Raw genomic sequence first — 26,319 nt, 5'->3', positions numbered from 1 at the left:
TCGACGTGAGCCTGAGGAAGAACCCCCTGCTGACGCTGGCCCTCGTGGCGGCCGCGCTGGCGGCGGTGCTCGCGGTGTGGGCCGGTACCTCCTGGTACGCGGCCGCGAACGACGACGCGGCGGACTTCGCCGCCTCCCGGGACGACGCGCTGGCCGCCGCCCGGCAGGCCGTGACGAACCTCAACACCCTCGACCACCGCGAGCTGGACGGGGGCCTGGACCGCTGGGAGGCGTCCGCCACCGGCGAACTCCTCGCCCAACTGCGGCAGGGCCGCGAGGGGTTCGAGAAGGAGGTGCGGAAGGCGGAGACCGTGACCACGGCCGAGGTGCTGTCGGCGGCGCTCACCGAGCTGGACGACCGGGCCGGCCGGGCGGACGTGCTGGTCGCGGTCCGGATCACGGTCGCCGCGCCCGGGGAGAAGCCGCAGGCCAAGGAGAGCCGGATGCTCGGCGAGGTCACCCGCACCGGCGACGGCTGGAAGCTCAGCGCCCTCGGGCAGGCGCCGGCGGGCGACTCCGCAGGCGAGGGGGCGGGCGAGGGCTCCGGTCAGGGCGCCGACCAGGGATCGGGCTCGGACTCGGGCCGGGCCGGCGAAGCCGGACAGTGAACTTCCGGAGAGGACCGCACAGATGTCGACGACCCGCCACCTGATCAACCGGCGCCGCCGCACCGCACCCCCCGCCGAGGAGGCGCAGAAGCCGGCCCGCCGGCCGCCCGCGGCTGCCGTACGGACCCGGCCCAGGAGCAGGACCGGGGCCCGGCCGGCGGAGCCCGCCGGGAAGCAGACCCCGGCGCCGTCCCGGCGGCGGCGCGACACCCGGGACCGCGGCGCCGGGGACCGTACCGCCCGGGACGCCGCAACGCCGGCGCGCGGCGGGCGGCTTGCCGCGGCGCTGGGCGCCGCCGCCGTGCTGCTCGGCTGCTTCGCGGCCTTCGCAGCGGTGCAGGCGAGCGGGGGCGGCGACCCGGCGGCCGACAACGCCGCGCTCGTGGACGCGCCGCTGACCAGCGAGGTCAAGGGCGGCGTCGGCGAGGCCGTGGAGGCGGTGTTCTCCGTCGACTACACCGACCTCGACGAGAACCGGCAGGCGGCCCGCACGTACCTCACCGGCAAAGCCGTCGCCCAGCACCGGCGGATGCTCGCCGACGTCCGCGAGCAGGCCCCGTCGCAGAAGCTCGTCCTCACCACGACCGTGACCGACTCGGCGGTGGAGCTGGCCGACGACGGCGGGGCCCGCGTGCTGGTCTTCGCCGACCAGCGCAACACACGTACGGACACGGACGAGACGTCGTACGGAGCCGCGATGGTCGCGGTGGACGCGGTGAAGGACGGCGACAGGTGGCGGATCTCGAACATCGACACCTTCGGCTGACGACCGCCCGACCGCCCGACCGCCCGACCGCATGACCACGACGCGAAGCACGGCCGCGAACCACGACCGACCACGGCAACCGCAACCCTCGACTTCCGCCGGGAGGCAGGTCCATGGCTTCACTCAGCAGGATGCGCCACAGCGTGGCGACGGCGGCGCTCGCGGCGGCGGCGATGGTCGCGCTGACCGCCTCGCAGGCCCCGGGCGACGAGGCCGGCCGGCAGGGCGGCGGCGGGGCGGAGGACCGGCTCGACACGACGCCCGTGCTGCCGCCGGGGACGCCGGGCGACGGTCAGTACCACACCGAGATCCCGCCGCTGCAGGGCATGGACCCGATCGTCGGCACGCAGCCCACGCCGCCCGCGGTGATCGAGCAGCAGTCCGGCGTCCCGGCGACCGTGCTCGACGCGTACCGCAAGGCGGAGCGGCGGCTCGCGGTCAGCGACCCCGGCTGCCGGCTGCCGTGGGAACTCCTGGCCGCCATCGGCAAGGTGGAGTCGGGGCACGCCCGCGGCGGCGCGGTCGACGCGAACGGCACCACCCTCACCCCGATCCTCGGCCCGGTCCTCAACGGCAACGGCTTCGCGAACATCTCCGACACCGACGGCGGCCGCTACGACGGCGACACCGGCTACGACCGGGCCGTGGGGCCGATGCAGTTCATCCCGTCGACGTGGGCGGGATGGGCCGCGGACGGCAACGGCGACGGACGCTCCGATCCGAACAACGTCTACGACGCGACGCTGGCGGCCGGCCACTACCTGTGCGCGGGCACGCGGGATCTGACGGCGGCGGCCGATCTGGACCGGGCGATCCTGAGCTACAACTACTCGCGGGACTACCTCGACACCGTGCTGGCGTGGCTGGGGTTCTACCGCTCGGGCGTGCACGAGGTGCCGGACGGTACGGGCGTGCTGCCGGCCAGTTCCGGCGCGGGCAACCCCCGTTCCGTACCGGAGAAGGGGAGCCGCAAGTCGCCGGGCGGTTCCGACGGTCCGGGCGGCGGGATCGTGGTCGGCCCGCAGCCGAGTCCGCCGGGAGGCGGTTCGGGCGGCTCGGGGGGTTCGGAGGGCTCCGGAGGCTCGGGTGATCCGGGCGGATCCGGCGGTACGGGGGAGACCGGCGGCTCCGGCGACCCGGGCGGCAGCGGCGACCCCGGCGGCGGCGACCCGGGCCCCAGCCCCAGCGACCCGGGGGAGACCGGCGGCTCCGGTGACCCGGGCGGCAGCGGCGACCCGGGCGGCGACCCCGGCGGCGGCACGGGCGACCCCGGCGACCCGGATCCCAGCGACAGTTGCCCGGCCGACCCGAGCGAGTCCCCCTCGCCCAGCCCCGGCGAGGTGGACCCGTCCCCGTGCCCGGACGACTCCACCTCGCCGGACCCGTCGGGCACGACCTGACGGGTCGCGAGCACAACGATCGCCCGGTCCGCGCCATGGCGCGGACCGGGCGATCCGGTCCGGCCCCGCCGCCTGCGCAGCCGGGCCGGAGGGTGCGTACGGCGTCCGCTCAGACCAGCGTGGCGTTGAGCGTGATGTTCTTGACGCCCGCCAGCGCCTGGCTCACCGGGCAGTTCTTCTTGGCGTCCTCGGCGGCGGCCTGGAACTCCTCCTCGGACAGCCCCGGCACCGTCGCGCGCACCGTCAGCACGATGCCGGTGATGCCCTCGCCGGGCTGGAACGTCACGTCGGCGCTGGTGTCCAGGGACTCCACGGTGTGGCCCTTGCCGGCCAGGCCGTGCGAGAAGGCCATGGAGTAGCACGCCGAGTGCGCCGCCGCGATCAGCTCCTCGGGGCTGGTCTTGCCGCCGGGCTCGGCGGAGCGGGCCGGCCAGCTCACGTCGTACGTGCCGATCTTGGAGGACTCAAGGGCGACGGTCCCCTTGCCCTCGAGCAGGTTGCCCTCCCAGTGGGTCTTCGCGGTGCGGGTGGTTGCCATGGCGGTCAGCCTCCGAGTCTGGAGCGAAAGACGGTACCTGCCCCAAGTTATCGGTGCCGGTGCGCCCGAGCGCGTCCGGGCCGCGGCCCGGGGCCCGCGTGGCGCAGATCACATCGGGGCCGGGAAATAGCGGGGAGTGCTTCCCCGTTTAGCTGGTGTCCGAAGAAAGCGGGGAGTGATTCCCCGGAAGCCATCAGGGAGGCAACCATGGGCACGGGCAAGAGCGCCACGCTCCCCGAGCGGCGGCAGCCCCGTATGCGAGCCGACGCCTCCCGCAACCGCGAACGGATCATCGACGCCGCCCGGGAGGCGTTCGTGGAGTGGGGCCCCGACGTCCCGCTCGACGAGATCGCCCGCCGCGCCGGCGTCGGCAACGCGACGGTCTACCGGCACTTCGCCGACCGCCGCGAACTCATCCTCCAGGTGACCCTGGAATCCATGCGCCGCATCGCCGACCTGGCGGAGGCCGCGCTCGCCGAGGACGCCGAGGCGTTCGAGGCGCTGCGTGGCTTCGTGCACCGGGGCGCCGACGAGCGGATCGGGTCGCTGTGCCCGCTGCTCGCCGACGGCTTCGACCACGCGGCGGCCGAAGTGGTCGACATGCGCGAGCGGCTCGACACCGCGCTGGAGAACCTGATGGCGCGGGCCCGCGCCGAGGGCACGCTCCGGTCCGACGTGGGCGTCGGCGACCTGATGGTCGCGCTCGCGCAGCTCACCCGGCCGCTGCCCGGCCTGGAGTGCAGTGTGGGGTTCGACACGTATATGCACAGGCATCTGGAGCTGTTTCTCGACGGGCTGATGAATCCGGCCAGGTCAACGCTGTCCGGCAGCGCCGCCACGTTCGAGGCTTTGCGGCAGAAGGGCACGTAAATGAGGTGATCCACGCACGGTGAGTCTGTTCTGATCATCGAGACTCTTCTGCTTCCGAGCCCTGTGCGGTGTTGAGCACCGGTTCGTTCTGATTCGTTCACCAAGATCAACCCTGAACTCGAATGGTGGGTACCCCCATGCCAGAAACGGCACTTCAGCCTGATCCGAGGCGCTGGAAAGCCCTCGCGTTCATCGCTGTGGCCCAGTTGATGGTCGTCCTCGACGCGACCATCGTGAACATCGCGCTGCCCTCCGCCCAGGAGGACCTCGGCATCTCCGACGGCAACCGCCAGTGGGTCATCACGGCCTACGCGCTCGCCTTCGGCGGCCTGCTGCTCTTCGGCGGCCGTATCGCCGACCTCTGGGGCCGCAAGCGCACCTTCATCACCGGTCTCGTCGGCTTCGCGCTCGCCTCCGCGCTCGGCGGTGCCGCGACCGGTCAGGCCATGATGTTCGGCGCCCGCGCCCTCCAGGGCGTCTTCGGCGCCCTGCTCGCGCCTGCCGCGCTGTCCCTGCTCGCCGTCCTGTTCACCGACGGCAGGGAGCGGGCCAAGGCGTTCGGCATCTACGGCGCCATCGCCGGCGCCGGCGGCGGCGTCGGGCTGATCCTCGGCGGCGTGCTGACCGAGTACCTGGACTGGCGCTGGACGTTCTTCGTGAACATCCCGTTCGCCGTCATCGCCGTGCTCGGCGCGATGGCCGTCATCCACGACCCGAAGGGCAGCAGGAACCGCTCGACGCTCGACATCCCGGGCGTGCTGCTGGCGACCACCGGTCTGGTGGCGCTGGTGTACGGCTTCACCCGGGCCGAGTCGGCGGGCTGGACCGACACCCTGACGCTGGTCATGTTCGTCGCGTCCGTGGTGCTGCTGGCCGCGTTCGTGGCGGTGGAGTCCCGGGTCAGGAACCCGCTGCTGCCCCTGCGCGTCCTGCTGGAGCGCAACCGCGGCGGTGTCTACCTGTCGCTCGGCCTCGCGGTCATCGCGATGTTCGGCGTCTTCCTGTTCCTCACCTACTACCTGCAGGTCGTGAAGGGCTACAGCCCGGTCAGGACCGGCCTGGCGTTCCTTCCGATGATCGTGGGCATGATCATCGGCTCGACGCAGATCGGCGCCCGGCTGATGACCCGCGTGCAGCCGCGGCTGCTCCTCGTGCCCGGCTTCCTCGTCGGCGCGCTCGGCATGCTGCTGCTGGCCCAGATGGAGCCCGGCAGCTCGTACGCCGCGGTCGTCCTGCCCGGTCTCATCCTGCTCGGCCTCGGCCTCGGCACGGCGTTCATGCCGGCCATGGCCCTGGCCACCTTCGGGGTGGAGCCGCGCGACTCGGGCGTCGCCTCTGCGATGGTCAACACCTCGCAGCAGGTCGGCGGCGCCATCGGCACCGCGCTGCTGAACACGATCGCGGCCAGCGCCACGACCGGCTGGATCTCCTCGCACGGCTCCGAGGCCCGCACCCTGGGCCGCGAGGGCTTCGCGAACGCCGCGGCCGTGCACGGCTACTCCACCGCGATCTGGTGGGCGGTCGGCATCCTGGTGGTCTCCGCCGCCATCGCGTACACCCTCGTCACCGCACGGGCCCAGTCGGGCCACGAGACGGTCGGCGGCGGCAAGGGCGCGGAGGACGAGGTGCAGGCGCCGGTGATGGTCCACTGACCGCGCTCGTGCACTGACTCAAAGGAGAGTTCAGGGCTGGGCCAAGGCCCCTTTCCGTTCCTCGGGGGGACGGGAAGGGGCCTTCTCCATGCCCGCCGGCCGGTGCCTGCCGCCGTCCCCCTCAGCCCAGTTGGAGGGAGCGCTTGGCCAGCCCCATCCAGAAGCCGTCGATGACGCTGCGCTGGGTCGGCAGGTCGTCCTCGGCGGCGCCGAGGGTGACGAACAGCGGGGCGAAGTGCTCGGTCCGGGGGTGGGCCAGCCGGCCGGCGGGCGACTTGTGCACGAAGTCCAGCAGCGCGTCCACGTCCTGCGCCGCCAGGGCCTCGCGGCCCCAGGCGTCGAACTCCGCGGACCACGCCGGCGGCCCCTCGCCGGTGTGCCGCAGGGCGGCGAGGTTGTGGGTGAAGAAGCCGCTGCCGACGATCAGCACGCCCTCCGCCCGCAGCGGCGCGAGCCGGCGGCCGAGCGCCAGCAGCCGCTCGGGGTCGAGGGTCGGCATGGAGAGCTGCAGCACGGGGATGTCGGCGTCCGGGTACATCTCCACCAGCGGCACGTACGCGCCGTGGTCGAGGCCGCGGTCGGGGAAGTCCTGCACGGCGTCGCCCGGGGTGCGCAGCAGCTTGCGTACGGACTCGGCCAGCCCGGGGGCGCCGGGGGCGGGGTAGCGGACGCGGTAGTAGTGCTCGGGGAAGCCCCAGAAGTCGTAGACCAGCGGGACGGTGGTGGTGGCCCCGAGGGCGACGGGGGCCTCCTCCCAGTGCGCGGAGACCACGAGGACGGCGCGCGGGCGGGGCAGCCCTGCGGCCCAGGCGGCCAGCTCCGCCGGCCAGACGGGGTCGTCGGCGAGCGGTGGGGCGCCGTGGGAGAGGTAGAGCGCGGGCATGGTGGGCATCTGTGGGTCGCCGCCTTCCGGTCCCCTTGAAGTTTAGACTTCAACCATACCCGCGCTCGGATGTGTGCTCGCGTGCGGTGCCGGTGTGCGGTGCTCGCGTGCGTTCCGCCCGTGGGCCCGTCAGAACACCGGGTCGATGAGCGCGACCGATTGCAGCGCGGCGACGCGCGCGGTGTCGTCGCCGACGTCCAGCGCGGTGTCGACGAACTTGATCGTGTGCTCGTCGCCGTGCGCCGCCGCCCGGGTCAGCAACTCGTCGGCGGCGGCCGCGGCGTCCCCGGCCGGCGGCGCAGGGACGCGCTCCGGCGGCAGCGGGGCGGCCGGTCCGTACGCGGCGGTGACGGCGGCGCTCGCCGCCCAGGCGGCGGCGTAGCTCGGGGCCCACAGGTCGCAGGGGAGCGCGGGCAGGGCGCGGAGCACGGCGTTCGGGGCGGTCGCCGCGTGCACCAGCATCACCGGCTCGCCGTGGCCGTACGCCGCATAACGGTGGACCGCGGCCCGCACCAGCCCGGCCAGCGCCTCGCGGGCCTCCTCGGGAGTACGCGCCGGGGTCAGCGCGCTCACCGCCGCCGGCCAGCCGGGCGTCGACTCCGGGGTGAGCTGCGCCAGCCGCTCGCGGATGCCGCCGGCCTGCGCGGGCACCGCGGGCACGGCGGCCAGTGCGGCGTCGGGGCCCGCCGTGCCGGCGGGGACGGGGGCGCTGGGCAGGCGGGCGTAGCGGGCGGCCCAGTAGCCCAGGGCGTGTGCCAGCTCGGTGACGCGGGGCCCGGTGGCGGGGTGGCCCGCGGCCTCGGTGTCCTGCAGGGTCCGTACGGCATGGCCCGCGCGGATCACGGTGTGCGTCGCGGCGCCGGCCAGTCCGGGCAGCAGCCGCGGCCACCACTCCGCCAGCACCTCGCGCCACGGGCGGGCGTCCAACTCCCGCGCGAAGTACGTCGGCCAGTCGCCGAGCCGCGCCGGGTCGCCGAGCGCCTCGCGCCAGGCGGCCGGGTCGATGGGCCGGGCCTGCGGCGGCATGTCCTCCAGCTTGTCGCGGTAGTGGTCCAGCCAGCGGTGCACCGTCGCCGCACGGTCGCCGTGCACCAGGGCCTCGACGGCCATCGGCCCGTGGTTGGTCAGCCAGCCCTGCCGCTCGGGTCCTGCGGCGTGCAGCCGCTCCAGGGCCTCGTCGAGCACCCCGCTGTCGTCCCGGGTGCGGCCCGTCTTAGTACGTGCGTCCTCACGGCTCGTCTCCATGCCGGCGACGCTACGTCCGCCGCCGCCGGTCCGTAACGGCCGCGGGCCCTAGGTCCCCGTAGGTCTACGGGCCCAGGCACACCACCCGCACTTTCCGGCCGCGGGAGCAACCAGAAACCCCCGCGCGCCGTCTTCACAACGGGAGGGCGGCCCAGAGCGGTGCCGCCCAGGGGGGAAGGTCACGATGTCGGACGTGACGGGCATCTCACGGACCAGCGGCGGCCGGCACCGGCCCGGGCCGCGGGCAGCCGCTCACCGCCGGGTCTGACCAGGCTCTCCCGGGGCACCCGTACGGCGCGTCGTACGGCGTCCTGAGCCTGCCTTGAGGCGGGGCAGGATACTGCAAGATCACGAAAATCGGGGCACCCGAGGGGAATTCTGTCCTGATTCTCTTCGTTGGACGAGATGCAAGGGACACCCGGTAGGTGTCGACCACCGGTTTGGAACTCACTCGCAAGGGAGTATGCATGGCAACCCGTGCCGTCGCCCGCCGCCAGGCCGAGACCCCGGCCGGCGGGGCAAGCAGCGCTCGCGGCGCTCGTGGCGCTCGCGCCAGTAGCGGCGAGATCGCCGACCGCGACCTCGTCGGGATGTACCTCGACGAGATCGCGCGGACGCCGCTGCTCGACGCTGCGAAGGAGGTCGAGCTCTCCCTGGACATCGAGGCCGGCGTCTACGCCGAGAAGCTGCTCGCCGGCGAGGCGAAACCCGAGGCGGTGGACGCGCCGAGCGCGTCGGCCGACCGGGACGAACTCGAAGCGATCGTGGCCCAGGGCGAGCGTGCCAAGGACCTCTTCATCCGCTCGAACCTCCGCCTGGTCGTCGCCGTCGCCCGCCGCTACCCGCGCAGCGGGCTGCCGCTCCTCGACCTGATCCAGGAGGGGAACGCCGGCCTGGTGCGCGCCGTCGAGAAGTTCGACTACAAGAAGGGCTTCAAGTTCTCCACGTATGCCACGTGGTGGATCCGGCAGGCCATCACCCGCTCCATCGCCGACCAGTCCCGGACGATCCGGCTCCCCGTCCACCTCGTCGAGGAACTGGGCCGTATCCGGCGCGTACAGCGCGAGTTCAACCGCGAGCACGGCCGTGAGCCGGAGCCCGCGGAGGTCGCCGCCGAGCTGGGCTCGACGCCCGAGCGCGTGACGGACGTCCTGGACTGGGCGCGCGACCCGGTCAGCCTGAACATGGCGGTGGACGACGAGGGAGAGACCCAGTTCGGCGACCTGCTGGAGGACACCGGCGCGGACTCGCCGGAGGACTCCGTGCTGGTGATGATGCGCCGCGAGGAGCTGGAAGGTCTCATCGGCCGCCTGGAGCCGCGCACGGCGTCGATCATCAAGGCGCGGTACGGCATCGAGGACGGCCGTGAGCGCACGCTGACCGAGGTCGGCAAGCAGCACGGCCTGACCCGCGAGCGGATCCGGCAGATCGAGAAGCACGCGCTGGTCGAACTGAAGAAGCTCGCCCGCGACACGGGCTTCGAGTCCGCGGCGTAACACCGCACCCCGAGCAGCCCTCGGTGCCTCCCCCCGGCATCGAGGGCTCCTTTGTGCCCGCAGGACTACGCGCCGACGGCGGCGCCGGTCGTGGAGGCGGCGGACACCCGCGCGAGGAGCGGATACGGCCCCGGGACGGCACCGCCCCGCGACGGAGGCGGGCGGGCCGGGCGGGGAAGCCTGCCGTCAGGCTGGGGTGTAGAGGTCGGTGTACGACGGGAAGATGCCACCCGGGCCGTCGATGGTTTCCGCGGCGCGGAGGGCCTTGGCCATGGCGCGGGTGAGGATGTCCGCGCCGGCCGCGAAGACCTCGTTGAGGGCGCCGGCTTCCTGGTGGACCGCGAACGCCGGGTCGGGGGCGGCTTCGCCCGGGGGGAGCAGTGGCCGGGCGCCGGTGGCGAGGGCGAAGACCGTGTCGCCGTCGGAGAGCAGGTGCGCGGGGCGTACGGCACGGGCCAGACCGTCGTGCGCGGAGCCGGCCAGCTTCTGCGCCTGCGCCTTGCCGAGGGCGGCGTCCGTGGCGACGACGGCCAGCGTGGTGTTCAGCGGCGGCCGGGCCGAGGCGGCGAACCGCCGTCCGGTCTCCTCCCGGGCCGCCTCCAACCGCCGCAGCGCCGCCGCGTGCACCTCCGCACCGGGCGGACCTTCCGCGGCCCCGCCGGACTGCTCGGCGTACAGCGCGCCCGTGGCCGGGTCGAGGCCGGAGCCGGCCGCGTTGACGACGGCCAGCGCCGCGACCGTGGTGCCGGACGGCAGCACGGTGCTCGCCGTGCCGACACCACCCTTCATCGCCCCGCACACCGCGCCCGTGCCCGCGCCGACGTTGCCCTCCGCGACCGGGGCGCCGGACGCCGAGGACGCTGCCGCGGCGGCGGCCTCCCGGCCCATGGCGGCGCCGGGGCGGGCCCGGAAGTCACCCCCGCGGCCCAGGTCGAAGAGGGCAGCCGCCGGGACCACCGGGACCACCTGCGCCGGGTCGGGCCCCACCCGGAAGCCGCGGCCCTGCTCCTCCAGCCAGGCCATCACGCCGGAGGCGGCGGCCAGCCCGTAGGCGCTGCCGCCCGTCAGCACCACCGCCTCCACCCGCGGCACGATGTTGCGCGGGTCGAGGGCGTCGGTCTCGCGTGTGCCGGGTCCGCCCCCGCGTACGTCCACGGAGGCCACGGCGCCACCCTCGGGCGCGAGCACCACCGTCGTCCCGGTCAGCCACCCGCCGCCGACCCGCGACGCATGCCCGACCCGCACCCCCGCCACATCCGTGATCCCGTCCACGCCCATGCGACGCACTTTAACCGCCCACCCCGCGCCCCCCGGTGGCAAAGTCGGAGGGCCACGCACGGGCCGCCGTGCACGGGCCAAAGCGCGCACGGGCCTACATCCGTGCCCGTGCCGCCCGTCCGGCGTGCGCGCCGTGGCGCGCCGCTCCGTTACGCCGCCGCCCCGGCCTCCGACCGCGGCTGCCCCGTACCCTGTGATGCATGAGCACCGAGCCCGAGAACCCGCTCGTCTTCGACGACCCGCTGGCGCAGCCGAGCCGGGACGACACCGACGAGGGCTGGGGCGAGCGGCCCGCCGCCGAGGGGAGCGCCGCCGATCTGGCCCGCTTCCTCGACGAGAAGCCCCCGCACCACATCTGACCCGGCACGTGCCCCCGGCGTCCGCCGCTTCCGGGCGGCCGCCCGCAGCCCTACCTCTGCGTCGGCAGCGTGCCGCCGTCGCGGTTCGGCGTCGCGGCGTTCCGCTGGGCCACCAACTCGTCGCGGATCTGCGTCAGCAGCTCGATCTCCGTGACCTCCACGGGGGTCGCCTCCGCCGGGGCCTTCGCCGCCTGCCGCTCCCTGAGCTTGTTCATCGGCAGGATCATCGCGAAGTACACGACGGCCGCCGTCATGACGAACGTCAGCGTCGCGCTCAGCACGGGGCCCCACAGGATCGCGACGCCCTTGGTGACCTCGCCCTCCGGGCTCGTCGTGCAGACATCGCTGAAGCACGAGTGGTACTTGTCGAGGTTCTTCGAGCCGAAGATGCCGACGATGGGGTTGACGACGCCCTTCACCACCGCGTTCACGATGCTCGTGAACGCCGCGCCGACGACGACGGCGACCGCGAGTTCCATCACGTTCCCGCGCATCAGGAACTGCTTGAACCCGGCGACGACGCCCTGACTCTCCGAGGTGCTCCCGGCGCCCTGCGTGCTCAATGCCCTTCCTCGCTTCACTCTCGACGGGTCGGCCGACCCAGCAAGGTATGGCAGAGATACGGAAGGATTGTCCACTCCTCCCGCCCATGCCGGTGACCATCCGCGCAAGTGTCGTCATCGCAGCGTCACCACCAGCCGCTCGCCGGCCCCCGCACCGGCCAGTGCCGCAGCCGTGGACCGCCGCACGGACAGCACCACCAGCGCCCCGTCCTCCCATCCCGCCAACCCCGGTGCTCCGGACGCCGACTCCAGCTCAGGAGCCTCCGGCACGGCAGCGTCATCAGGCGCCTCTATCGACCCGGGTACCTCCACAGCCCCCGGCATCTCGGCGGCCGCCGTCGAGTCCGCTCCTCGCTCCGCATCCGGCACCCCCGCCGCCCCAGGGATCTCCGCCACCCGCGCCGCCCGCGCCACGACCCGGGCCGGGCCGCCGTCCGTCCCGTCCACGGCCAGCACGTCCACCACATCGCCCGGCCTCAGCAGCCCGGCCACCCCCGCGTCCGCGATCCGCACCGGCGCCAGCACCTCCCCGCCGCCGGTACCGCCCCCGCCCCGCCCCCCGGCCGCCGAACCCGTGACGTCGCCGGACGTTCCCCGCTCCGGGCCGTCCGGCGCCGCGGCAGGCGGCGGGCCTTCCGCGTCGCTGCGCGGCACCGCGGCCAGGGCCGCCGCCGTCATCGCGAGCAGGGCGGCCAGCAGCCGTCGACGGGTCGCCAGCGCCCGCCGCAGCCGGGCCCCGCGCGCCGGGCGCAGCGGCTCGAACTCAGGCACCCCGCGCGGCGGCGGCGCCCCACGCGGCGACGAACCCGATCCGGTCGCGAACCCGCCGCTTTCGCGTGAAGTCGCCGCGCCCGCCGGGCCGTTGTCTCCGGCGCCCGCCTCGCCGTAGCGCAAGCCGGCGTCCTTACCGGGAGAAGGAGTCAGAGGAGAGTCGGGACGAGTGCGGACCAGGGCGGACATGGGGCGGGCACCACCTTTTCGTGACGAGTCGATCGCGTTCCGTGACGCCCTCGACTCTGCCCGATCCCCGCCTTCCCCGCTCCAGCTTGTGGATAACTCCCCAGTTGTGGATAACCCGGCGCGCCCAGACCCCCGAGACCCCACCGGTTTCTACGGCAGTTCGATCCCCAGGTCCATCCCCGCCAGCGCCCCCGCGCACAAGCAGTCCCGGTCCGCCGTCGCAGGCAGTCGCCCCATCGCGTCGAACAGCACGCCCCGCAGCCGCCCCACGTTCGCCGCGAAGACCTCCAGCACCTCTTCGTGCGAGACGCCCTCGCCCGTCTCCGCACCCGCGTCGAGGTCCGTCACCAGCGTCATCGACGTGTAGCAGAGCTCCAGTTCACGGGCCAGCACCGCTTCCGGGTGCCCGGTCATCCCGACCACGGCCCACCCCTGCGCCTGATGCCACACCGACTCCGCCCGCGTGGAGAACCGCGGTCCCTCGATGACGACGAGCGTCCCCCCGTCGACCGCCTCCCAGCCGCTCTCGTGCGCGGCCTTCAGCGCGGCGCCGCGCCCCGTGGGGCAGTACGGGTCGGCGAGGCTCACGTGCACGACGTTCGGCGTGGTGCCGTCGGGCAGTTGCTCGCCGTCGTAGTACGTCTGCGCGCGCGACTTCGTACGGTCCACCATCTGATCCGGTACGAGCAGCGTCCCCGGCCCGTGCTCCGGCCGCAGCCCGCCCACGGCGCACGGTCCGAGCACCTGCCGTACGCCCAGGGAGCGCAACGCCCACAGGTTGGCGCGGTAGTTGATCCGGTGCGGCGGCAGGTGGTGCTTGCGGCCGTGCCGGGGCAGGAACGCGACCCGCCGCCCGGCGATCTCGCCGAGGAACAGCGAGTCGCTCGGCGGTCCGTACGGTGTGTCGACGGCGATCTCCGTGACGTCGTCGAGGAACGAGTAGAACCCCGAGCCCCCGATGACGCCGATCTCTGCCTGTACTGCCGCTGCCTCAGCCATGCCGCAACGATAACCGCGCGGCCGGCCCCGGCGGCGTTCAGGCCGCGGACGTCCCGCTGGACGACTTGGAGGACGACGAGGAGGAAGAGGACGAGGACGTCGAGGAAGACGACGAACCCGAAGAGGAAGAGGAGGAAGAAGACGAGGGCGACGGCGAAGAGGACGACGTCGACGACTCCGAACCCTTCTTCTCACCCGACCCCGACCCCGACCCCGACCCGGAACCGCCGGAACCGGAACCGCCCGAGCCCGAACCGCTGCGGCTGTCCGTCCGGTAGAACCCGGAGCCCTTGAAGACGACGCCGACCGCGGAGAACACCTTGCGCAGCCGCCCCTGGCAGGCGGGGCACACCGTCAGCGGCTCGTCGGTGAACTTCTGCACCGCTTCGAGGCCCTCGCCGCACTCGGTGCACTGGTACTGATAGGTCGGCACGTGCTTCCTCCTGGCACTCTCAACTGTTGAGTGCTAACGACGCTTCATCATGCAGCATTCCCGCCCGTCAGTCCACCGGCGCGGGCACCGGGCGGCCGCCGCCACGGACCGTGATCACTCCGTGGCTGTCCGCAGGCCGCAGTCGCCGCCGGAGCAGCAGCAGTGTGGCGCACGCGAGCGCGGTCGCGGCCAGCGGCACGAGGAATCCGGCGTTCGCGCCCGGGCCGTCGGCCAGCCGTCCGGCCGCCGTCGTCGCGGCGGCCTGCCCCAGTGCGACGGCACCCGTCAGCCACGTGAACGCCTCCGTGCGCGCCTCCTTGGGCACCAGTGCGTCCGCCAGCGTGAAGCCCGTGATCAGCGCGGGCGCGATGCACACGCCCACCGCAAGGCCGAGGCCGCCGAGCGCCGCCGCGGACTCCAGTCCCGCGACCGCCCACAGCCCCGAGGCGGTGGCGACCAGGAGCGGGTACGCGACGAGCAGGCGCCGCTGCGCCGGGCCGCGCCAGTGGACCACGCCGACGACCACCCCGGCGAGCATGTTGCCGGCGGCGAAGACCCCGTACAGGACCCCGCTCAGCCCGGGACGGCCGATCGACTCGCTGAACGCCGTCAGCGACACCTGCATGCCGCCGAAGACCGCGCCGACGCCGAAGAACGCCGCGACCAGCACCGGCAGGGCCGGCGCCCGCAGCGCGGAGGCCCGTCGCCCCCGCGGCAGTCCCGTGCGGTCCCCGCGCCCCGCCGGCGGCGCCGTCCGCCACTGCGCGGCGAACAGCAGCCCGCCGCTCAGCGTCAGCACCCCTTCGGCCACCAGCCCCGCCGCCGGATGCACCCCCGTGCACAGCGCCGCGGCGAGCACCGGCCCCACGACGAACGTGAACTCGTCCGTCACCGACTCGAAGGCCGTCGCCGTGTGCTGCAGCGGCGTACGCGGATCCGGCCCGGCGGCGAAGAGATGCGACCAACGGGCCCGCACCATCGGCCCGATCTGGGGGATGGCCGCGCCCGTCGGCACCGCCGCGGCCACCAGCGCCCACCCCGGCGCACCCGCCAGCGCGAGCACGCTCAGCACGGCGACCGCGGCGGCGTGCAGCAGCACGCTCGGCAGCAGCACCGCGGACTGCCCGCAGCGGTCCGCGAGCTTGCCGCTGACGGGCGCGAAGAACGCCATGGACAGCCCCGCCGCGGCGGCCACCGTGCCGGCCAGGGTGTACGAGCCGGAGGTGTGCTCCACGAGCAGCACGATGCTCATGGTCAGCATCGCGAACGGCTGCCGCGCGGCGAAGCCGGGGAGGACGAAGCTGCGGGCCCCGGGCGTGCGCAGCAACTGACGGTAACCGGGCCGCGCACCGGCAGCCCGATCCAGGGGCGTACGGCAGGGAGATCCCGAAGGGGAAGAGGGTCCCGAGGGCGAAGGCTGAGACGGGCGCGACACGGCCCGGTCCTTCCTGCTGCCTGGTAGTGCGCCGACCGCGCCGCTCGCGCGGGACCCACCCGCCCGGGACCGGGCGGGGAGCAAGTCCGACGGCACGCACCGAGAGCCGTCCGCTGTGCGCACCCGTCAGGCGCGCCGGCCCTGCATCAGACAGAGACATCTGTTCGTACGAATTCCACCCCGACCCTACCGAACCCCACCCCGGCCGGCGAAGACCGGAGGCCACCGAAGCCGGCGGCGCCCCGGCCGCCGCCCTACCGTGCCCTCCGCTCGTCCGCCTGCAGCCACCGCGCCAGCTTGCCGCCCCGCCCCACGTCCCGCAGCCGCTGCTCCGCCGCGTCCCGCACCTGGTCCGTCGCCACCACCAGCAAGTCGTCCCCCCGCCGCAGGATGTCCGTCGGCGCCGGCACGAAACTCGCCCCGTCCCGGACCACCAGCGTCACGGCCGCCCCCGGCGGCAGCCGCAGTTCGCCGACCTCCACCCCGTGCATCCGGGAGCGCTCCGGCACCGACAGCGACAGCAGGTGCCCCCGCACCCGCTCCAGCGGCGCCGACTCGATGCCCAGGTCGTACGCCGCGTCGCCGTCCCCGAGCCGCAGCCACCGCGCCACCAGCGGCAGCGTCGGCCCCTGCACCATCGTGTAGACGATGACGAGTACGAAGACGATGTTGAACACGCGGCCGGAGTCGGGGACGTCGTTCACCATCGGGATCGTCGCCAGCACGATCGGCACCGCGCCGCGCAGCCCGCCCCACGACATCAGTGCCTGTTCCCGCCACGGGATGCGGAACGGCAGCAGGCTCACGATCACCGACGCCGGCCGCGCCACCATCGTCAGCACCAGCCCGACGATCACCGCCGGCACGATGTCGTCGCCCAGCTCGTGCGGCGTGACCAGCAGCCCGAGCAGCACGAACATCCCGATCTGCGCCAGCCAGCCCACCCCGTCGGCGAAGCCGCGGGTGGCCGACCAGTGCGGCAGCTTCGCGTTGCCCAGGACCATCGCCGCCAGATAGACCGCCAGGAACCCGCTGCCGTGCGCCAGGGCGCCCACGGCGTACGCGACGATGGCGAGGGCCATCACCGCGATCGGGTACAGGCCGGAGGCCGGCAGCGCCACGTGCCGCAGCGCCATGGAGCCCAGCCAGCCGACCGCCAGTCCCAGCGCCGCCCCGATGGCCAGCTCCAGCAGGATCTCGCCGATGAGGAGGTACCACGCCTCGATGTGCCCCGAGGTGGAGAAGGCGACGACCAGGATGACCACGGGAGCGTCGTTGAACCCGGACTCGGCCTCCATCACGCCCGTGACCCGTTTCGGCAGCGGCACCCTGCGCAGCACGGAGAAGACCGCCGCGGCGTCCGTGGAAGAGACGACGGCGCCCATGATGAGCGCCTGCTTCCACTCCAGGCCGACCAGATGGTGCGCGCCGGTCGCCGTCACGCCGACGCTGACCGCGACGCCCGCCGTGGACAGGACGGCGGCCGCGGGCAGCGCGGGTTTGATCTCAGTCCACTTCGTGCTGAGGCCGCCCTCGGCGAGGATCAGCGCCAGGGCCGCGTAGCCGAAGACCTGGGTCAGCTCGGCGTCGTCGAAGTTGTAGCCGAACAGGCCGTCCTCGCCGACGAGGACGCCGATGCCCATGTACAGCAGGAGGCTGGGCAGGCCGCTGCGGGACGCGAGCCGGACCGCCGCGACCGCCACGAGCAGAACCAGGGCGCCGATGAGCGCGAGCTTGTTGAGTTCTTCGACTGACAGCTTTCTCCCTCTCGTCTTTTCTGCCTTGACGGAGAATTTACCCGGAGTGACCGTCCGCCTGCTGCTTCGGGGGACAGCACAGGGGCCGTTCGGAGCCCCTTGACCGGACGCCTAAGGTTGCTCCAGCAAGTGCTCCGCTGGCTCCAGAAGGACAGGCATGCCCGTCAACGAGAACGGCCGCACGGCAGGCAAGAGGCGCCGCCTCATCTACGTCGCGATCGGGCTCGCCACCTTGCTGGTGCTGGGCGTCGGCGCCGCCGCGTTCTGGACCGTCAGCACGGTGCGCGACTCCTTCCCGCAGACCACCGGATCGCTCAAACTGCCGGGCCTGGCCTCGCCGGTCACGGTCAAGCGCGACGCCCATGGGGTGCCGACGCTCTACGGGGACACCGCCGAGGACCTCTTCCGGGCGCAGGGCTTCGTGCACGCGCAGGACCGCTTCTGGGAGATGGACGTCCGCCGGCACATGACGTCCGGCCGGCTGTCGGAGATGTTCGGCAAGGAGCAGGTCGAGACCGACGAGTTCCTGCGCACGCTGGGCTGGCGGCAGGTGGCGCAGAAGGAGTACGACGAGAAGCTCTCGGGGGAGACCAAGAAGTACCTGCGGGCCTACGCCGACGGGGTCAACGCCTACCTGGCGGACCACGGCGGCTCCAGCCTGTCCGTGGAGTACGCCGCCCTGGGGTTCGTCAACGACTACGAGCCGGAGAAGTGGACCCCCGTCGACTCCGTCGCCTGGCTGAAGGCGATGGCGTGGGACCTGCGGGCGAACGTCGAGGACGAGATAGATCGCTCACTGCTGTCCCAGCGCTTCGACGACGGCGAGATCGCGGACCTGTATCCGCCGTACCCGTACAAGCGCAACAAGCCCATAGTGGAAGGCGGCGCCGCCACCACCGACGGCTACCAGCCGCAGAGCGCCGGCGGGGCGCAGGCGGTGGAGAACACGTACAGCACCGCCTCCGAGGGCCTCAGCAGCCAGATGGGCTCGCTGGCGAAGACCATGGACGACATCCCCGCCCTCCTCGGCCCCAGCGGCAGCGGCATCGGTTCCAACTCCTGGGTCGTCTCCGGCGACCTGACCACCACCGAGAAACCGCTGCTCGCCAACGACCCGCACCTGTCCGCGCAGCTCCCCTCCGTCTGGTACCAGATGGGCCTGCAGTGCACCCGGGTCAGCGACGACTGCCCGTACGAGGTCAGCGGCTTCTCCTTCTCCGGCATGCCCGGCGTCGTCATAGGTCACAACGCCGACATCTCCTGGGGCATGACCAACCTGGGCGCCGACGTCGCCGACCTGTATCTGGAGAAGGTCGAGGACGACGGCTATCTGTACGACGGCAAGACGCGCGAGTTCGGCACCCGCGAGGAGCTGATCAAGGTCGCGGACGGCGAGGACAAACGCATCACCGTACGCACCACGCGCAACGGACCGGTGATCTCCGACCGCAGCGACGACCTGGCCGAAGTGGGCAAGGAAGCCCCCGTGGGCAACTCGGCGCCCGACCGCGGCGACGGCTACGCCGTCTCGCTGCGCTGGACCGCCCTGGAGCCGTCCAGCACCATGGACGCCGTCTTCGGCATCAACAAGGCGGCGGACTTCGACGAGTTCCGCGACGCCGCCCGCGACTTCGCCGTGCCCTCGCAGAACCTCGTCTACGCCGACACCGACGGCAACATCGGCTACCAGGCGCCCGGCAAGATCCCCCGGCGCGGCAGCGGCGACGGCAGCCTGCCCGCGCCCGGCTGGGACCCGGCGTACTCCTGGGACGGCTACATCCCCTTCGACGCGCTGCCCTGGGAGCTCAACCCCGACCGCGGCTACGTCGTCACCGCCAACCAGGCCGTCGTCGACGAGAACGACTACCCGTATCTTCTGACCACCGATCCCGGCTACGGTGCCCGCAGCAACCGCATCTCCGATCTCATCGAGGAGAAGATCAAGGACGGCGGGAAGGTCTCTCCCGACGACATGCGCACCATGCAGCTCGACAACCACAGCGAGATCGCCGAACTCCTCACCCCGCTGCTGCTGAAGATCGAGATCGACGACCCGATGGTGCGCGAGGCCCAGGACCTGCTGAAGGACTGGGACTACAGCCAGGACACCGACTCCGCCGCAGCCGCGTACTTCAACGCCGTCTGGCGCAACATCCTCAAGCTCTCCTTCGGCGACAAGATGCCCAAGGAGCTGCGCCCGGACGGCGAGTGCCTGCACGTGCCGCCCGCCAACCCGGCGGCCAACCCCGACGGCCCCGCCACCGTGCGCGAGTGCGGCGAGCGCGACGCGGACGCCGCCCAGCCGGACGGCGGCGACCGGTGGTACGAGGTCGTACGGAGCATCCTCAAGGACGAGGACAACCGCTGGTGGACGACCACCGGCAGCGACGGCGAGCCCCTCGACGAGAACCGCGACGAGCTGTTCGAGCACGCCATGAACGACGCCCGCTGGGAGCTGACCGCCGAGCTGGGCAAGGACATCGACACCTGGTCCTGGGGCCGGCTGCACCAACTGATGCTGCGCAACCAGACGCTGGGCACCGATGGCCCCGGCGTCGTGCAGTGGCTGCTCAACCGCGGCCCGTGGAACCTCAGCGGCGGCGAGGCCGCCGTCAACGCCACCGGCTGGAACGCGGCGGGCGGATACGACGTGCTGTGGGTGCCGTCGATGCGGATGGTGGTCGATCTGGCGGACCTCGACGCCTCCGGCTGGGTCAACCTCTCCGGCGCCTCGGGGCACGCCTTCCACCCGAACTACACGGACCAGACGACGGCGTGGGCGAAGGGCGAGCTGTACGAGTGGGCCTTCTCCGACAAGGCGGTGCAGGAGGCCGCGAAGGACACCATGACGCTGTCGCCGTGAGGTGTACGGGGCCGCTCGCCGGGCTGCTACGGCGGCGGGAAGCGGTGCACCGCGGAGGGCGTGACCGCGGCGGCCACCGGGCGGTCGTGGGGCTCGGCGGGTACGTGGTCGAGCACTTCGCCGTCGTAGAGGAGTACGACGAGGGCGGGCCCGGCGGCGGGAGGCGCGGCGGCGGGGGGCGCGCCGGTCTCCGCGCCCGTGCGCCGGGGGCTCACGCCCCTACGCCGGTCGCCCGCGCGACCCGTAGCGTCAGGGACTCCGCCGTCGGCCCCACCGTCATCACTGCCATCGCCGCCATCACCGCCGCCGGCGCCCCCCGCCAGCCGCGCCAGCACCCGGTCGTACGATCCGCCGCCCCGCCCCAGCCGCAGCCCCCGGCCGTCGACGGCCAGCCCCGGCAGCAGCACCGCCTCCGCCGTCCGCACCGCCTCGGGACCCAGCCGCGGCCCGGCCGGCTCCAGCAGCCCCCGCCCGGCGGGCCGCAGCGCGTCCGGGCCGCCGTACTCCGCCCAGTCCAGGTCGTCGTCCGCCAGCAGCACCGGCAGCAGCACCGCCGTCCCGCGTGCCCGCAGCGCCTCCAGCAGCTCGCGCGTGCCCGGTTCGCGCCCCACCGACACGTACGCCGCCACCGTCCGCGCCCCCGCCAGCTCCGGCAGCTCCAGCGCCCGCCGGGCCAGCCGCCGCGCCGCCGCCTCGGCCTCACCCGGCGGCACCGCGGCCCGCGCCGCGAGTAGGGTGCGGCGCAACGCCGCCTTTCTGGCCTGGTCGCTGCCCACTTGTCCGTACCTACCCTTATGGTGCTGAACATGGATTCTTCGCGTACTCGGATCACCAAGGCTGTCATCCCGGCTGCCGGCCTCGGTACCCGCTTCCTGCCGGCGACCAAGGCGACGCCGAAAGAGATGCTGCCCGTCGTGGACAAGCCCGCGATCCAGTACGTCGTCGAGGAGGCCGTCTCGGCCGGACTCACCGACGTCCTCATGATCACCGGGCGGAACAAGCGCCCGCTCGAAGACCACTTCGACCGCAACCACGAGCTGGAAGAGGCCCTGCGCAGGAAAGGGGACGACCGGCGGCTGGCCAAGGTCGCGGAGTCCAACGACCTGGCGAACATCCACTACGTCCGCCAGGGCGACCCCCGCGGCCTCGGGCACGCGGTGCTGTGCGCCGCCGAGCACGTCGGCGACCAGCCGTTCGCCGTCCTCCTCGGCGACGACCTCATCGACCCGCGCGATCCGCTGCTGGCCCGCATGGTGCGCGCCCAGGCCGACCACGGCGGCAGCGTCATCGCGCTGATGGAGGTCGACCCGGAGCAGATCCACCTCTATGGCTGCGCGGCCGTGGAGACGACCGCGGACAGCGACGTGGTGCGCGTCACCGACCTCGTCGAGAAGCCCGCCGTCGCCGACGCGCCCAGTAACTACGCGGTCATCGGCCGCTATGTGCTCGACCCGGCGATCTTCGGCGTGCTGCGCACGACGGAGCCCGGCCGGGGGAACGAGATCCAGCTCACCGACGCCCTGCAGCGGCTGGCGACGGACGAGGCGCTGGAGAGCCCGGTGCACGGCGTGGTGTTCAAGGGCCGGCGGTACGACACGGGCGACCGCGGCGACTACCTCCGGGCGATCGTCCGCCTCGCGTGCGAGCGCGAGGACCTCGGTGCCGACCTGCGCGCGTGGCTGCGGAAGTACGTCGCGGAGGAGATGGCGGATTGAGCGAGGCCGTGAAGGGCGCGACGGACACGGGGGAGCAGGAGCCGGCGACCGGGCCGCAGGAGACGGGCGGCGAGGCGACGGTGACCGGCGATGCACAGGAGGCCGGCGGCGCCGGGCCGGGGCGCCGGGCCGCAGGGGTGTGGTCCGTCGATGAGCACATCGACGACATACTGCGGCAGATCCGGCCGTTGGAGCCGCTGGAGATGCAGTTGCTCGACGCCCAGGGCTGCGTCCTCGTCGAGGACGTCGCCGCGGCCGTCGCCCTCCCGCCGTTCGACAACAGCTCCATGGACGGGTACGCGGTGCGCACCGTCGACGTCGAGGGCGCGAGCGACGAGTTCCCCGCCGTCCTGCGCGTCGTCGGCGACGTACCGGCGGGCGGCGGCGAATTGCCGCACGTCGGCGCCGGCGAGGCCGCCCGCATCATGACCGGCGCCCCGCTGCCGCCCGGCACGCAGGCCGTCGTCCCGGTGGAGTGGACCGACGGCGGCACGGGCCGCGGCCGGGTCGACGCGATGCGCCCGCACAGCGAGTCGCCCGCGGGCGCCGGCGGCGCGGTGCGGATCTACGAGCCGGCCGACACCGGACGGTACGTGCGCACCCGCGGCAGCGACGTCCTCGCCGGCGATCTGGTGCTGCGTGCCGGCACCGTGCTCGGCCCGACGCAGATCGGCCTGCTCGCCGCCATCGGCCGCGGCACGGTGCGGGTGCGCCCGCGCCCGCGGGTCGTCGTGCTGTCCACCGGCAGCGAGTTGGTGCCCCCGGGCGAGCAGCTCGCCCCGGGACGTATCCACGACTCCAACAGCTACGCGCTGACCGCCGCCGCCCGCGACGCGGGCGCCATCGCCTACCGCGTGGGCGCCGTCGCCGACGACGCCGAGACGCTGCGCGCCACCGTCGAGGACCAGCTCATCCGCGCGGACGCGCTGGTCACCAGCGGTGGCGTCAGCGTCGGGGCGTACGACGTGGTGAAGGAGGCGCTGGCCGAGCTGGACGGCGAGGCGGGCGGCGGAGTGGAGTTCCGGCGGCTGGCGATGCAGCCGGGCAAGCCGCAGGGCTTCGGCCGTATCGGCGCCGACCGCACCCCGCTGTTCGCGCTCCCGGGCAACCCGGTGAGCGCGTACATCTCCTTCGAGATGTTCGTCCGGCCCGTGATCCGCAGGCTGATGGGCGTCGAGCCGGTGCACCGCCCGGTGGTACGGGCCCGGCTGGCCGGCACCGAGCCGCTGACCTCGCCCGCGGGCCGCCGGCAGTTCCTCCGCGGCTGGTACGAGCACGAGCGGGCCGACGGCGGCACGGACCCCGACGCCGGGGCGGTCACCCCGGTGGGCGGCTCCGGGTCGCACCTCGTCGCGGCGCTGGCCCGCGCGAACGCGCTCGTCGTCGTACCGGAGGAGACCACGGAGGTGACGCCGGGGGCGCCCGTGGACGTCGTGCTCCTCGACTGAGCGGCGGGAGCCGGGAAACGTGCGGAGCCGAACCGCAGGCCGTGGGGGTAACGTGGCTCCGCGCGAATTCACCCCGGGAGCTCCTGACAGCATGAGCCAGCCAAGCCGCCTGACCCACCTCGACGACACGGGCGCCGCCCGCATGGTCGACGTCTCCGCCAAGGACGTCACCGCACGGACCGCCCGCGCCTCCGGGCGCGTCCTCGTCTCGCCGCGCGTCGTCGAACTGCTCCGCGGCACCGCGCCCGGCGAGACGCTGCCCAAGGGCGACGCCCTGGCCACCGCGCGCCTCGCCGGCATCATGGGCGCCAAACGCACCCCCGACCTGATCCCCCTCTGCCACCCGCTCGCCCTCTCCGGCGTCACCGTCGACCTCGCCGTCGCGGACGACGCGGTGGAGATCGCGGCGACGGTGCGCACCACGGACCGTACGGGCGTGGAGATGGAGGCGCTGACGGCCGTGTCGGTGGCGGCGCTCACGGTGGTCGACATGGTCAAGGCCGTCGACAAGGCGGCGGTCATCACGGACGTACGGGTCGAGACGAAGACCGGCGGCAAGTCCGGCGACTGGAGCCGGTCGTGAGGGCCCTGGCGGTCACGGTGTCCAACCGGGCGGCCGCGGGGGTCTACGCGGACACGGGCGGCCCGCTGCTCGTCGCGGGCCTGACGGAGATGGGCTTCGCCGCGGACGGCCCCCGGGTGGTGCCGGACGGCGATCCCGTCGAGGCGGTGCTGCGCGAGGCCGTCGCCGCAGGCTACGACGTGGTCCTGACCACCGGCGGCACGGGCGTCTCGCCGACCGACCGCACCCCGGAGATGACCGCCCGGGTGCTCGACCGCCACCTGCCGGGCGTACCGGAGGCGATCAGGGCGTACGGGTACGCGAAGGTGCCCACCGCCGCGCTCTCCCGCGGGCTCGCCGGGGTCGCGGGCCGTACGGTCATCGTGAACCTCCCGGGCTCGTCCGGGGGCGTACGCGACGGGCTCTCAGTGCTCGCGCGGCTGCTGCCGCACGCTGTCGACCAGGTGCACGGCGGCGACCACGCGCGCGCTGACGACGGCCCGCGTGCGGAGGACGGCCGTCCCAGACACCCCGGCGGTGCCCACTGAGCGCGTCCTGGCCCGCGGTGCTGGCGGAGGGACCCGTGACCCTGCGCCCCATCCGCGTGCGCGACCAGCGCGCCTGGCGGGAGATCAACCAGCGCAACCGCGACTGGCTGCGCCCCTGGGAGGCCACCGTCCCGCCCCCGCCCCCCGGAACCCCCCATACCCGCCGCCCCACGTTCCGGCAGATGGTCCGGCATCTGCGCAGCGAGGCGAGCGCCGGAAGGATGCTGCCCTTCGTCATCGAATACGAGGGCACGCTGTGCGGACAGTTGACCGTGGCGGGTATCACATGGGGCTCGATGCGTTCCGGGCACGTCGGCTACTGGATCGACCGGGATTTCGCGGGCCGCGGTGTGATGCCGACATCGGTGGCGCTCGCCGTGGACCACTGTTTCCGGACGGTGGGGCTGCACCGCATCGAGGTCTGCGTCCGTCCTGAGAACGTCCCGAGCCGTCGTGTCGTGGAAAAGCTGGGTTTTCGCGAAGAAGGCGTGCGCCCGCGGTACCTGCACATCGACGGGGCCTGGCGCGACCATCTGGTGTTCGTGCTGACCGCGGAGGAAGTCCCCGAGGGGCTGGTCAACCGCTGGCGCGGGCTGCGCCACTCGGAGAAATGAAACAAAGATTCGACAGCGCGGGGTAAAAAGTCAGAAGAAAAGGTCGAGATATCAGCCAGATGGTGCGACACACCGAGCCAATTGGCCCATGCGCTGACGCCGCGGCCTCTACCGTGTAAGGCGTGAGCAGCAGCGGCCTCATCTACGCAATGATCGTCGGGGCCTGGGCCGCCTACTTGGTGCCGATGTGGCTCCGTAGGCAGGACGAGCTGAACGAAGCCCGTCCGACGGAACGCTTCAGCACCGCCATCCGGCTGCTGACCGGACGGGGCGGGGCGGACCGTAGTACCCGGGACCGGGACGACGCTGACTCCGGTGCGGACGCGGACCCGGGCCCGGGATCGGTCTCCGGTTCCGGGGAGGGCGTCGCAGGTGACGACGAGGGCCCGGATGCCGCACCCGCCGCAGGCGGCGTGGTCGACGTCCGGGCCGCTGCCGTGCCCGTGACCGACCCCCGCGCCGCCGCCCCGCGCCGTACCCGCAAGGAGACTCCGGCGGCCCCGGTGGTGCGCCAGGGTGTCGCGGCGACGGCGGACGAGGAGCCGGAGGCGGCTCCGGTGGAGCGTACGGACGCACAGGCAGGCGCGACCGCCGGCCCGCGCGCCCCGGAAGAGAAACCCCCCGCGCCGTCCGCCCGCAACCAGCAGCCCCAGTCCACTCCCGAGCGCCGGGCGCGCGCCAGGGTGCTGGCGCGCCGGAGGCGCACGCTGACGCTGCTGTTCGTGGCGCTGACCGTGGGTGCGGTGGCGGCCTCGGTGGGCGGACCGCGCTTCCTGTGGGCGGTCGTGGTCCCGGTGCTGCTGCTCACGGCGTACGTCGTCCGCGTACGCACCCAGGAGCGCCGCCGCCGCACGTTCACCGCGGACCAGGCCCGCGGCGAGGCGGCGGCCCGCCGGCTGCGCGAGGACCGCGAGGCGGCGCCGCGCCGGCCGCAGGAGAACGCGCCCGGCAGCGGTGACGGGGACCCCCGGGACGCGGAGGCCGGCCCCGAGGACGACCCGTCCGCGACCGCCCCGTTCGACGCCCCGGCGGCGGCGTACGAGGCGGACCGCAGGGCGCTGGTGGAGCAGACCGACCACGCGGAGTGGGTCGACCAGCAGCGCGAGCGGGACCGCCCGGCGGACGCCGGCTGGGACCCCGTACCGGTGCCGCTGCCGACGTACGTCACGGCCCCGGTGGCCCCCCGTGCCACCCGGGGCCTGGACTTCGACGCCCCGGACACGTGGAGCTCGGCCCGCTCCAGCACGGCGGAACCCCAGCCGCCGCACCCGGAGCCCGCACCGGCCGACCCCACCCCCCAAGCGGGCCCCCCCCCCCACCCCCCCCC

25 protein-coding genes are annotated in these 26,319 nt (G+C 73.7%); 14 read left to right on the top strand and 11 right to left on the bottom strand.

The annotated features are described in order from the left end of the window. Window positions 1–5: 5 nt before the first annotated feature. From ABGA99_RS20205 to ABGA99_RS20195, 3 genes are all read left to right on the top strand, one after another. On the top strand, window positions 6–608 hold the full coding sequence (locus ABGA99_RS20205; RefSeq protein WP_347579085.1) for a hypothetical protein: 603 nt from the start codon (window positions 6–8) through the stop codon (window positions 606–608). Window positions 609–630: 22 nt separating this feature from the next. Further along, window positions 631–1,374, top strand: a complete 744-nt coding sequence (locus tag ABGA99_RS20200; RefSeq protein WP_347579086.1) for a hypothetical protein — start codon at window positions 631–633, stop codon at window positions 1,372–1,374. A 131-nt stretch (window positions 1,375–1,505) separates the two neighbouring features. After that, a complete protein-coding gene (locus tag ABGA99_RS20195) occupies window positions 1,506–2,774 on the top strand; it encodes a lytic murein transglycosylase (protein ID WP_347579119.1) in 1,269 nt (422 codons plus the stop codon). Window positions 2,775–2,883: 109 nt separating this feature from the next. Here the strand turns inward: ABGA99_RS20195 and ABGA99_RS20190 are convergent, their stop codons facing one another. Beyond that, a complete protein-coding gene (locus ABGA99_RS20190) occupies window positions 2,884–3,312 on the bottom strand; it encodes an OsmC family protein (protein WP_125935238.1) in 429 nt (142 codons plus the stop codon). Window positions 3,313–3,519: 207 nt separating this feature from the next. On the opposite strand from ABGA99_RS20190, the gene ABGA99_RS20185 reads away from it, so the two are divergent. Beyond that, window positions 3,520–4,182, top strand: a complete 663-nt coding sequence (locus ABGA99_RS20185) for a helix-turn-helix domain-containing protein (RefSeq protein ID WP_347579087.1) — start codon at window positions 3,520–3,522, stop codon at window positions 4,180–4,182. A gap of 137 nt (window positions 4,183–4,319) precedes the next feature. After that, window positions 4,320–5,834: an MFS transporter gene (locus ABGA99_RS20180; protein WP_347579088.1), complete on the top strand. Its 1,515-nt coding sequence runs from the start codon at window positions 4,320–4,322 to the stop codon at window positions 5,832–5,834. A 121-nt stretch (window positions 5,835–5,955) separates the two neighbouring features. On the opposite strand, the gene ABGA99_RS20175 is transcribed toward ABGA99_RS20180, so the two are convergent. After that, window positions 5,956–6,726, bottom strand: a complete 771-nt coding sequence (locus ABGA99_RS20175) for a class III extradiol ring-cleavage dioxygenase (RefSeq protein ID WP_347579089.1) — start codon at window positions 6,724–6,726, stop codon at window positions 5,956–5,958. 120 nt (window positions 6,727–6,846) lie between these two features. Further along, window positions 6,847–7,962 (bottom strand): questin oxidase family protein, encoded by a 1,116-nt coding sequence (locus ABGA99_RS20170; RefSeq protein ID WP_347583118.1) that lies wholly within the window; start codon window positions 7,960–7,962, stop codon window positions 6,847–6,849. A 467-nt stretch (window positions 7,963–8,429) separates the two neighbouring features. Between ABGA99_RS20170 and ABGA99_RS20165 the strand changes: the two genes are divergently transcribed. After that, window positions 8,430–9,458, top strand: coding sequence for a sigma-70 family RNA polymerase sigma factor (locus ABGA99_RS20165; RefSeq protein ID WP_347579091.1), 1,029 nt, complete (start codon window positions 8,430–8,432; stop codon window positions 9,456–9,458). 186 nt (window positions 9,459–9,644) lie between these two features. On the opposite strand, the gene ABGA99_RS20160 is transcribed toward ABGA99_RS20165, so the two are convergent. Then, on the bottom strand, window positions 9,645–10,736 hold the full coding sequence (locus tag ABGA99_RS20160; RefSeq protein WP_347579092.1) for a P1 family peptidase: 1,092 nt from the start codon (window positions 10,734–10,736) through the stop codon (window positions 9,645–9,647). A 200-nt stretch (window positions 10,737–10,936) separates the two neighbouring features. Between ABGA99_RS20160 and ABGA99_RS20155 the strand changes: the two genes are divergently transcribed. After that, window positions 10,937–11,095, top strand: a complete 159-nt coding sequence (locus ABGA99_RS20155) for a hypothetical protein (protein ID WP_018839180.1) — start codon at window positions 10,937–10,939, stop codon at window positions 11,093–11,095. A 50-nt stretch (window positions 11,096–11,145) separates the two neighbouring features. Here ABGA99_RS20155 and mscL read toward each other — a convergent pair whose 3' ends face one another. The 6 genes from mscL to ABGA99_RS20125 form a co-directional block, all read right to left on the bottom strand. After that, on the bottom strand, window positions 11,146–11,658 hold the full coding sequence (gene mscL, locus ABGA99_RS20150) for a large conductance mechanosensitive channel protein MscL (protein WP_347579093.1): 513 nt from the start codon (window positions 11,656–11,658) through the stop codon (window positions 11,146–11,148). Between the two features lie 114 nt (window positions 11,659–11,772). Beyond that, window positions 11,773–12,429, bottom strand: a complete 657-nt coding sequence (locus ABGA99_RS20145) for a hypothetical protein (RefSeq protein WP_347579094.1) — start codon at window positions 12,427–12,429, stop codon at window positions 11,773–11,775. A 339-nt stretch (window positions 12,430–12,768) separates the two neighbouring features. Next, the gene (locus tag ABGA99_RS20140) at window positions 12,769–13,617 is read right to left on the bottom strand and encodes an S-methyl-5'-thioadenosine phosphorylase (RefSeq protein WP_347583117.1); all 849 of its coding nucleotides are present in this window, start codon (window positions 13,615–13,617) and stop codon (window positions 12,769–12,771) included. A gap of 37 nt (window positions 13,618–13,654) precedes the next feature. Further along, window positions 13,655–14,050 carry an FmdB family zinc ribbon protein gene (locus ABGA99_RS20135; RefSeq protein WP_347583116.1) on the bottom strand — a complete coding sequence of 132 codons (396 nt, stop codon included), beginning with the start codon at window positions 14,048–14,050 and terminating at the stop codon, window positions 13,655–13,657. A 67-nt stretch (window positions 14,051–14,117) separates the two neighbouring features. Next, window positions 14,118–15,377: an MFS transporter gene (locus ABGA99_RS20130; protein ID WP_347583115.1), complete on the bottom strand. Its 1,260-nt coding sequence runs from the start codon at window positions 15,375–15,377 to the stop codon at window positions 14,118–14,120. Between the two features lie 362 nt (window positions 15,378–15,739). Beyond that, the gene (locus ABGA99_RS20125; protein WP_347579121.1) at window positions 15,740–17,242 is read right to left on the bottom strand and encodes a potassium/proton antiporter; all 1,503 of its coding nucleotides are present in this window, start codon (window positions 17,240–17,242) and stop codon (window positions 15,740–15,742) included. A gap of 157 nt (window positions 17,243–17,399) precedes the next feature. Between ABGA99_RS20125 and ABGA99_RS20120 the strand changes: the two genes are divergently transcribed. Next, window positions 17,400–20,105, top strand: a complete 2,706-nt coding sequence (locus ABGA99_RS20120) for a penicillin acylase family protein (protein ID WP_347579098.1) — start codon at window positions 17,400–17,402, stop codon at window positions 20,103–20,105. A gap of 26 nt (window positions 20,106–20,131) precedes the next feature. Here ABGA99_RS20120 and ABGA99_RS20115 read toward each other — a convergent pair whose 3' ends face one another. Beyond that, window positions 20,132–20,881: a 5-formyltetrahydrofolate cyclo-ligase gene (locus ABGA99_RS20115; RefSeq protein ID WP_347579099.1), complete on the bottom strand. Its 750-nt coding sequence runs from the start codon at window positions 20,879–20,881 to the stop codon at window positions 20,132–20,134. Window positions 20,882–20,911: 30 nt separating this feature from the next. Between ABGA99_RS20115 and galU the strand changes: the two genes are divergently transcribed. The 6 genes from galU to glpR form a co-directional block, all read left to right on the top strand. Further along, window positions 20,912–21,820 (top strand): UTP--glucose-1-phosphate uridylyltransferase GalU, encoded by a 909-nt coding sequence (galU, locus tag ABGA99_RS20110; RefSeq protein ID WP_347579100.1) that lies wholly within the window; start codon window positions 20,912–20,914, stop codon window positions 21,818–21,820. An 80-nt stretch (window positions 21,821–21,900) separates the two neighbouring features. Then, window positions 21,901–23,268, top strand: a complete 1,368-nt coding sequence (gene glp, locus ABGA99_RS20105; protein ID WP_347579122.1) for a gephyrin-like molybdotransferase Glp — start codon at window positions 21,901–21,903, stop codon at window positions 23,266–23,268. A gap of 91 nt (window positions 23,269–23,359) precedes the next feature. After that, complete coding sequence (moaC, locus tag ABGA99_RS20100) at window positions 23,360–23,851, top strand: cyclic pyranopterin monophosphate synthase MoaC (protein WP_347579101.1); 492 nt, start codon at window positions 23,360–23,362, stop codon at window positions 23,849–23,851. Beyond that, window positions 23,848–24,378 carry a MogA/MoaB family molybdenum cofactor biosynthesis protein gene (locus tag ABGA99_RS20095; RefSeq protein WP_347579102.1) on the top strand — a complete coding sequence of 177 codons (531 nt, stop codon included), beginning with the start codon at window positions 23,848–23,850 and terminating at the stop codon, window positions 24,376–24,378. Before moaC ends, ABGA99_RS20095 begins: the two co-directional genes overlap by 4 nt. Before the next feature lie 35 nt (window positions 24,379–24,413). Beyond that, window positions 24,414–24,992, top strand: coding sequence for a GNAT family protein (locus ABGA99_RS20090; RefSeq protein WP_347579103.1), 579 nt, complete (start codon window positions 24,414–24,416; stop codon window positions 24,990–24,992). A gap of 149 nt (window positions 24,993–25,141) precedes the next feature. Then, window positions 25,142–26,319 (top strand): gephyrin-like molybdotransferase receptor GlpR (gene glpR, locus ABGA99_RS20085; protein WP_347583184.1); only part of this gene is annotated, 1,178 nt, incomplete at its 3' end.

Origin of the sequence: Streptomyces sp. B5E4 (assembly GCF_039871555.1) — a bacterium.
Lineage (GTDB): Bacteria > Actinomycetota > Actinomycetes > Streptomycetales > Streptomycetaceae > Streptomyces.
The sequence above is the reverse complement of the archived record's forward strand: the minus strand, read 5'-3'. Positions and strand labels throughout refer to the sequence as shown.

Coding starts and splice junctions, on each gene's coding strand:
- ABGA99_RS20200 (WP_347579086.1), top strand. CDS start 631: ATGTCGACGACCCGCCACCTGATCAACCGGCGCCGCCGCACCGCACCC.
- ABGA99_RS20195 (WP_347579119.1), top strand. CDS start 1,506: ATGCGCCACAGCGTGGCGACGGCGGCGCTCGCGGCGGCGGCGATGGTC.
- ABGA99_RS20190 (WP_125935238.1), bottom strand. CDS start 3,312: ATGGCAACCACCCGCACCGCGAAGACCCACTGGGAGGGCAACCTGCTC.
- ABGA99_RS20185 (WP_347579087.1), top strand. CDS start 3,520: ATGGGCACGGGCAAGAGCGCCACGCTCCCCGAGCGGCGGCAGCCCCGT.
- ABGA99_RS20180 (WP_347579088.1), top strand. CDS start 4,320: ATGCCAGAAACGGCACTTCAGCCTGATCCGAGGCGCTGGAAAGCCCTC.
- ABGA99_RS20175 (WP_347579089.1), bottom strand. CDS start 6,726: ATGCCCACCATGCCCGCGCTCTACCTCTCCCACGGCGCCCCACCGCTC.
- ABGA99_RS20170 (WP_347583118.1), bottom strand. CDS start 7,962: ATGGAGACGAGCCGTGAGGACGCACGTACTAAGACGGGCCGCACCCGG.
- ABGA99_RS20165 (WP_347579091.1), top strand. CDS start 8,430: ATGGCAACCCGTGCCGTCGCCCGCCGCCAGGCCGAGACCCCGGCCGGC.
- ABGA99_RS20160 (WP_347579092.1), bottom strand. CDS start 10,736: ATGGGCGTGGACGGGATCACGGATGTGGCGGGGGTGCGGGTCGGGCAT.
- ABGA99_RS20155 (WP_018839180.1), top strand. CDS start 10,937: ATGAGCACCGAGCCCGAGAACCCGCTCGTCTTCGACGACCCGCTGGCG.
- ABGA99_RS20140 (WP_347583117.1), bottom strand. CDS start 13,617: ATGGCTGAGGCAGCGGCAGTACAGGCAGAGATCGGCGTCATCGGGGGC.
- ABGA99_RS20120 (WP_347579098.1), top strand. CDS start 17,400: ATGCCCGTCAACGAGAACGGCCGCACGGCAGGCAAGAGGCGCCGCCTC.
- galU (WP_347579100.1), top strand. CDS start 20,912: ATGGATTCTTCGCGTACTCGGATCACCAAGGCTGTCATCCCGGCTGCC.
- moaC (WP_347579101.1), top strand. CDS start 23,360: ATGAGCCAGCCAAGCCGCCTGACCCACCTCGACGACACGGGCGCCGCC.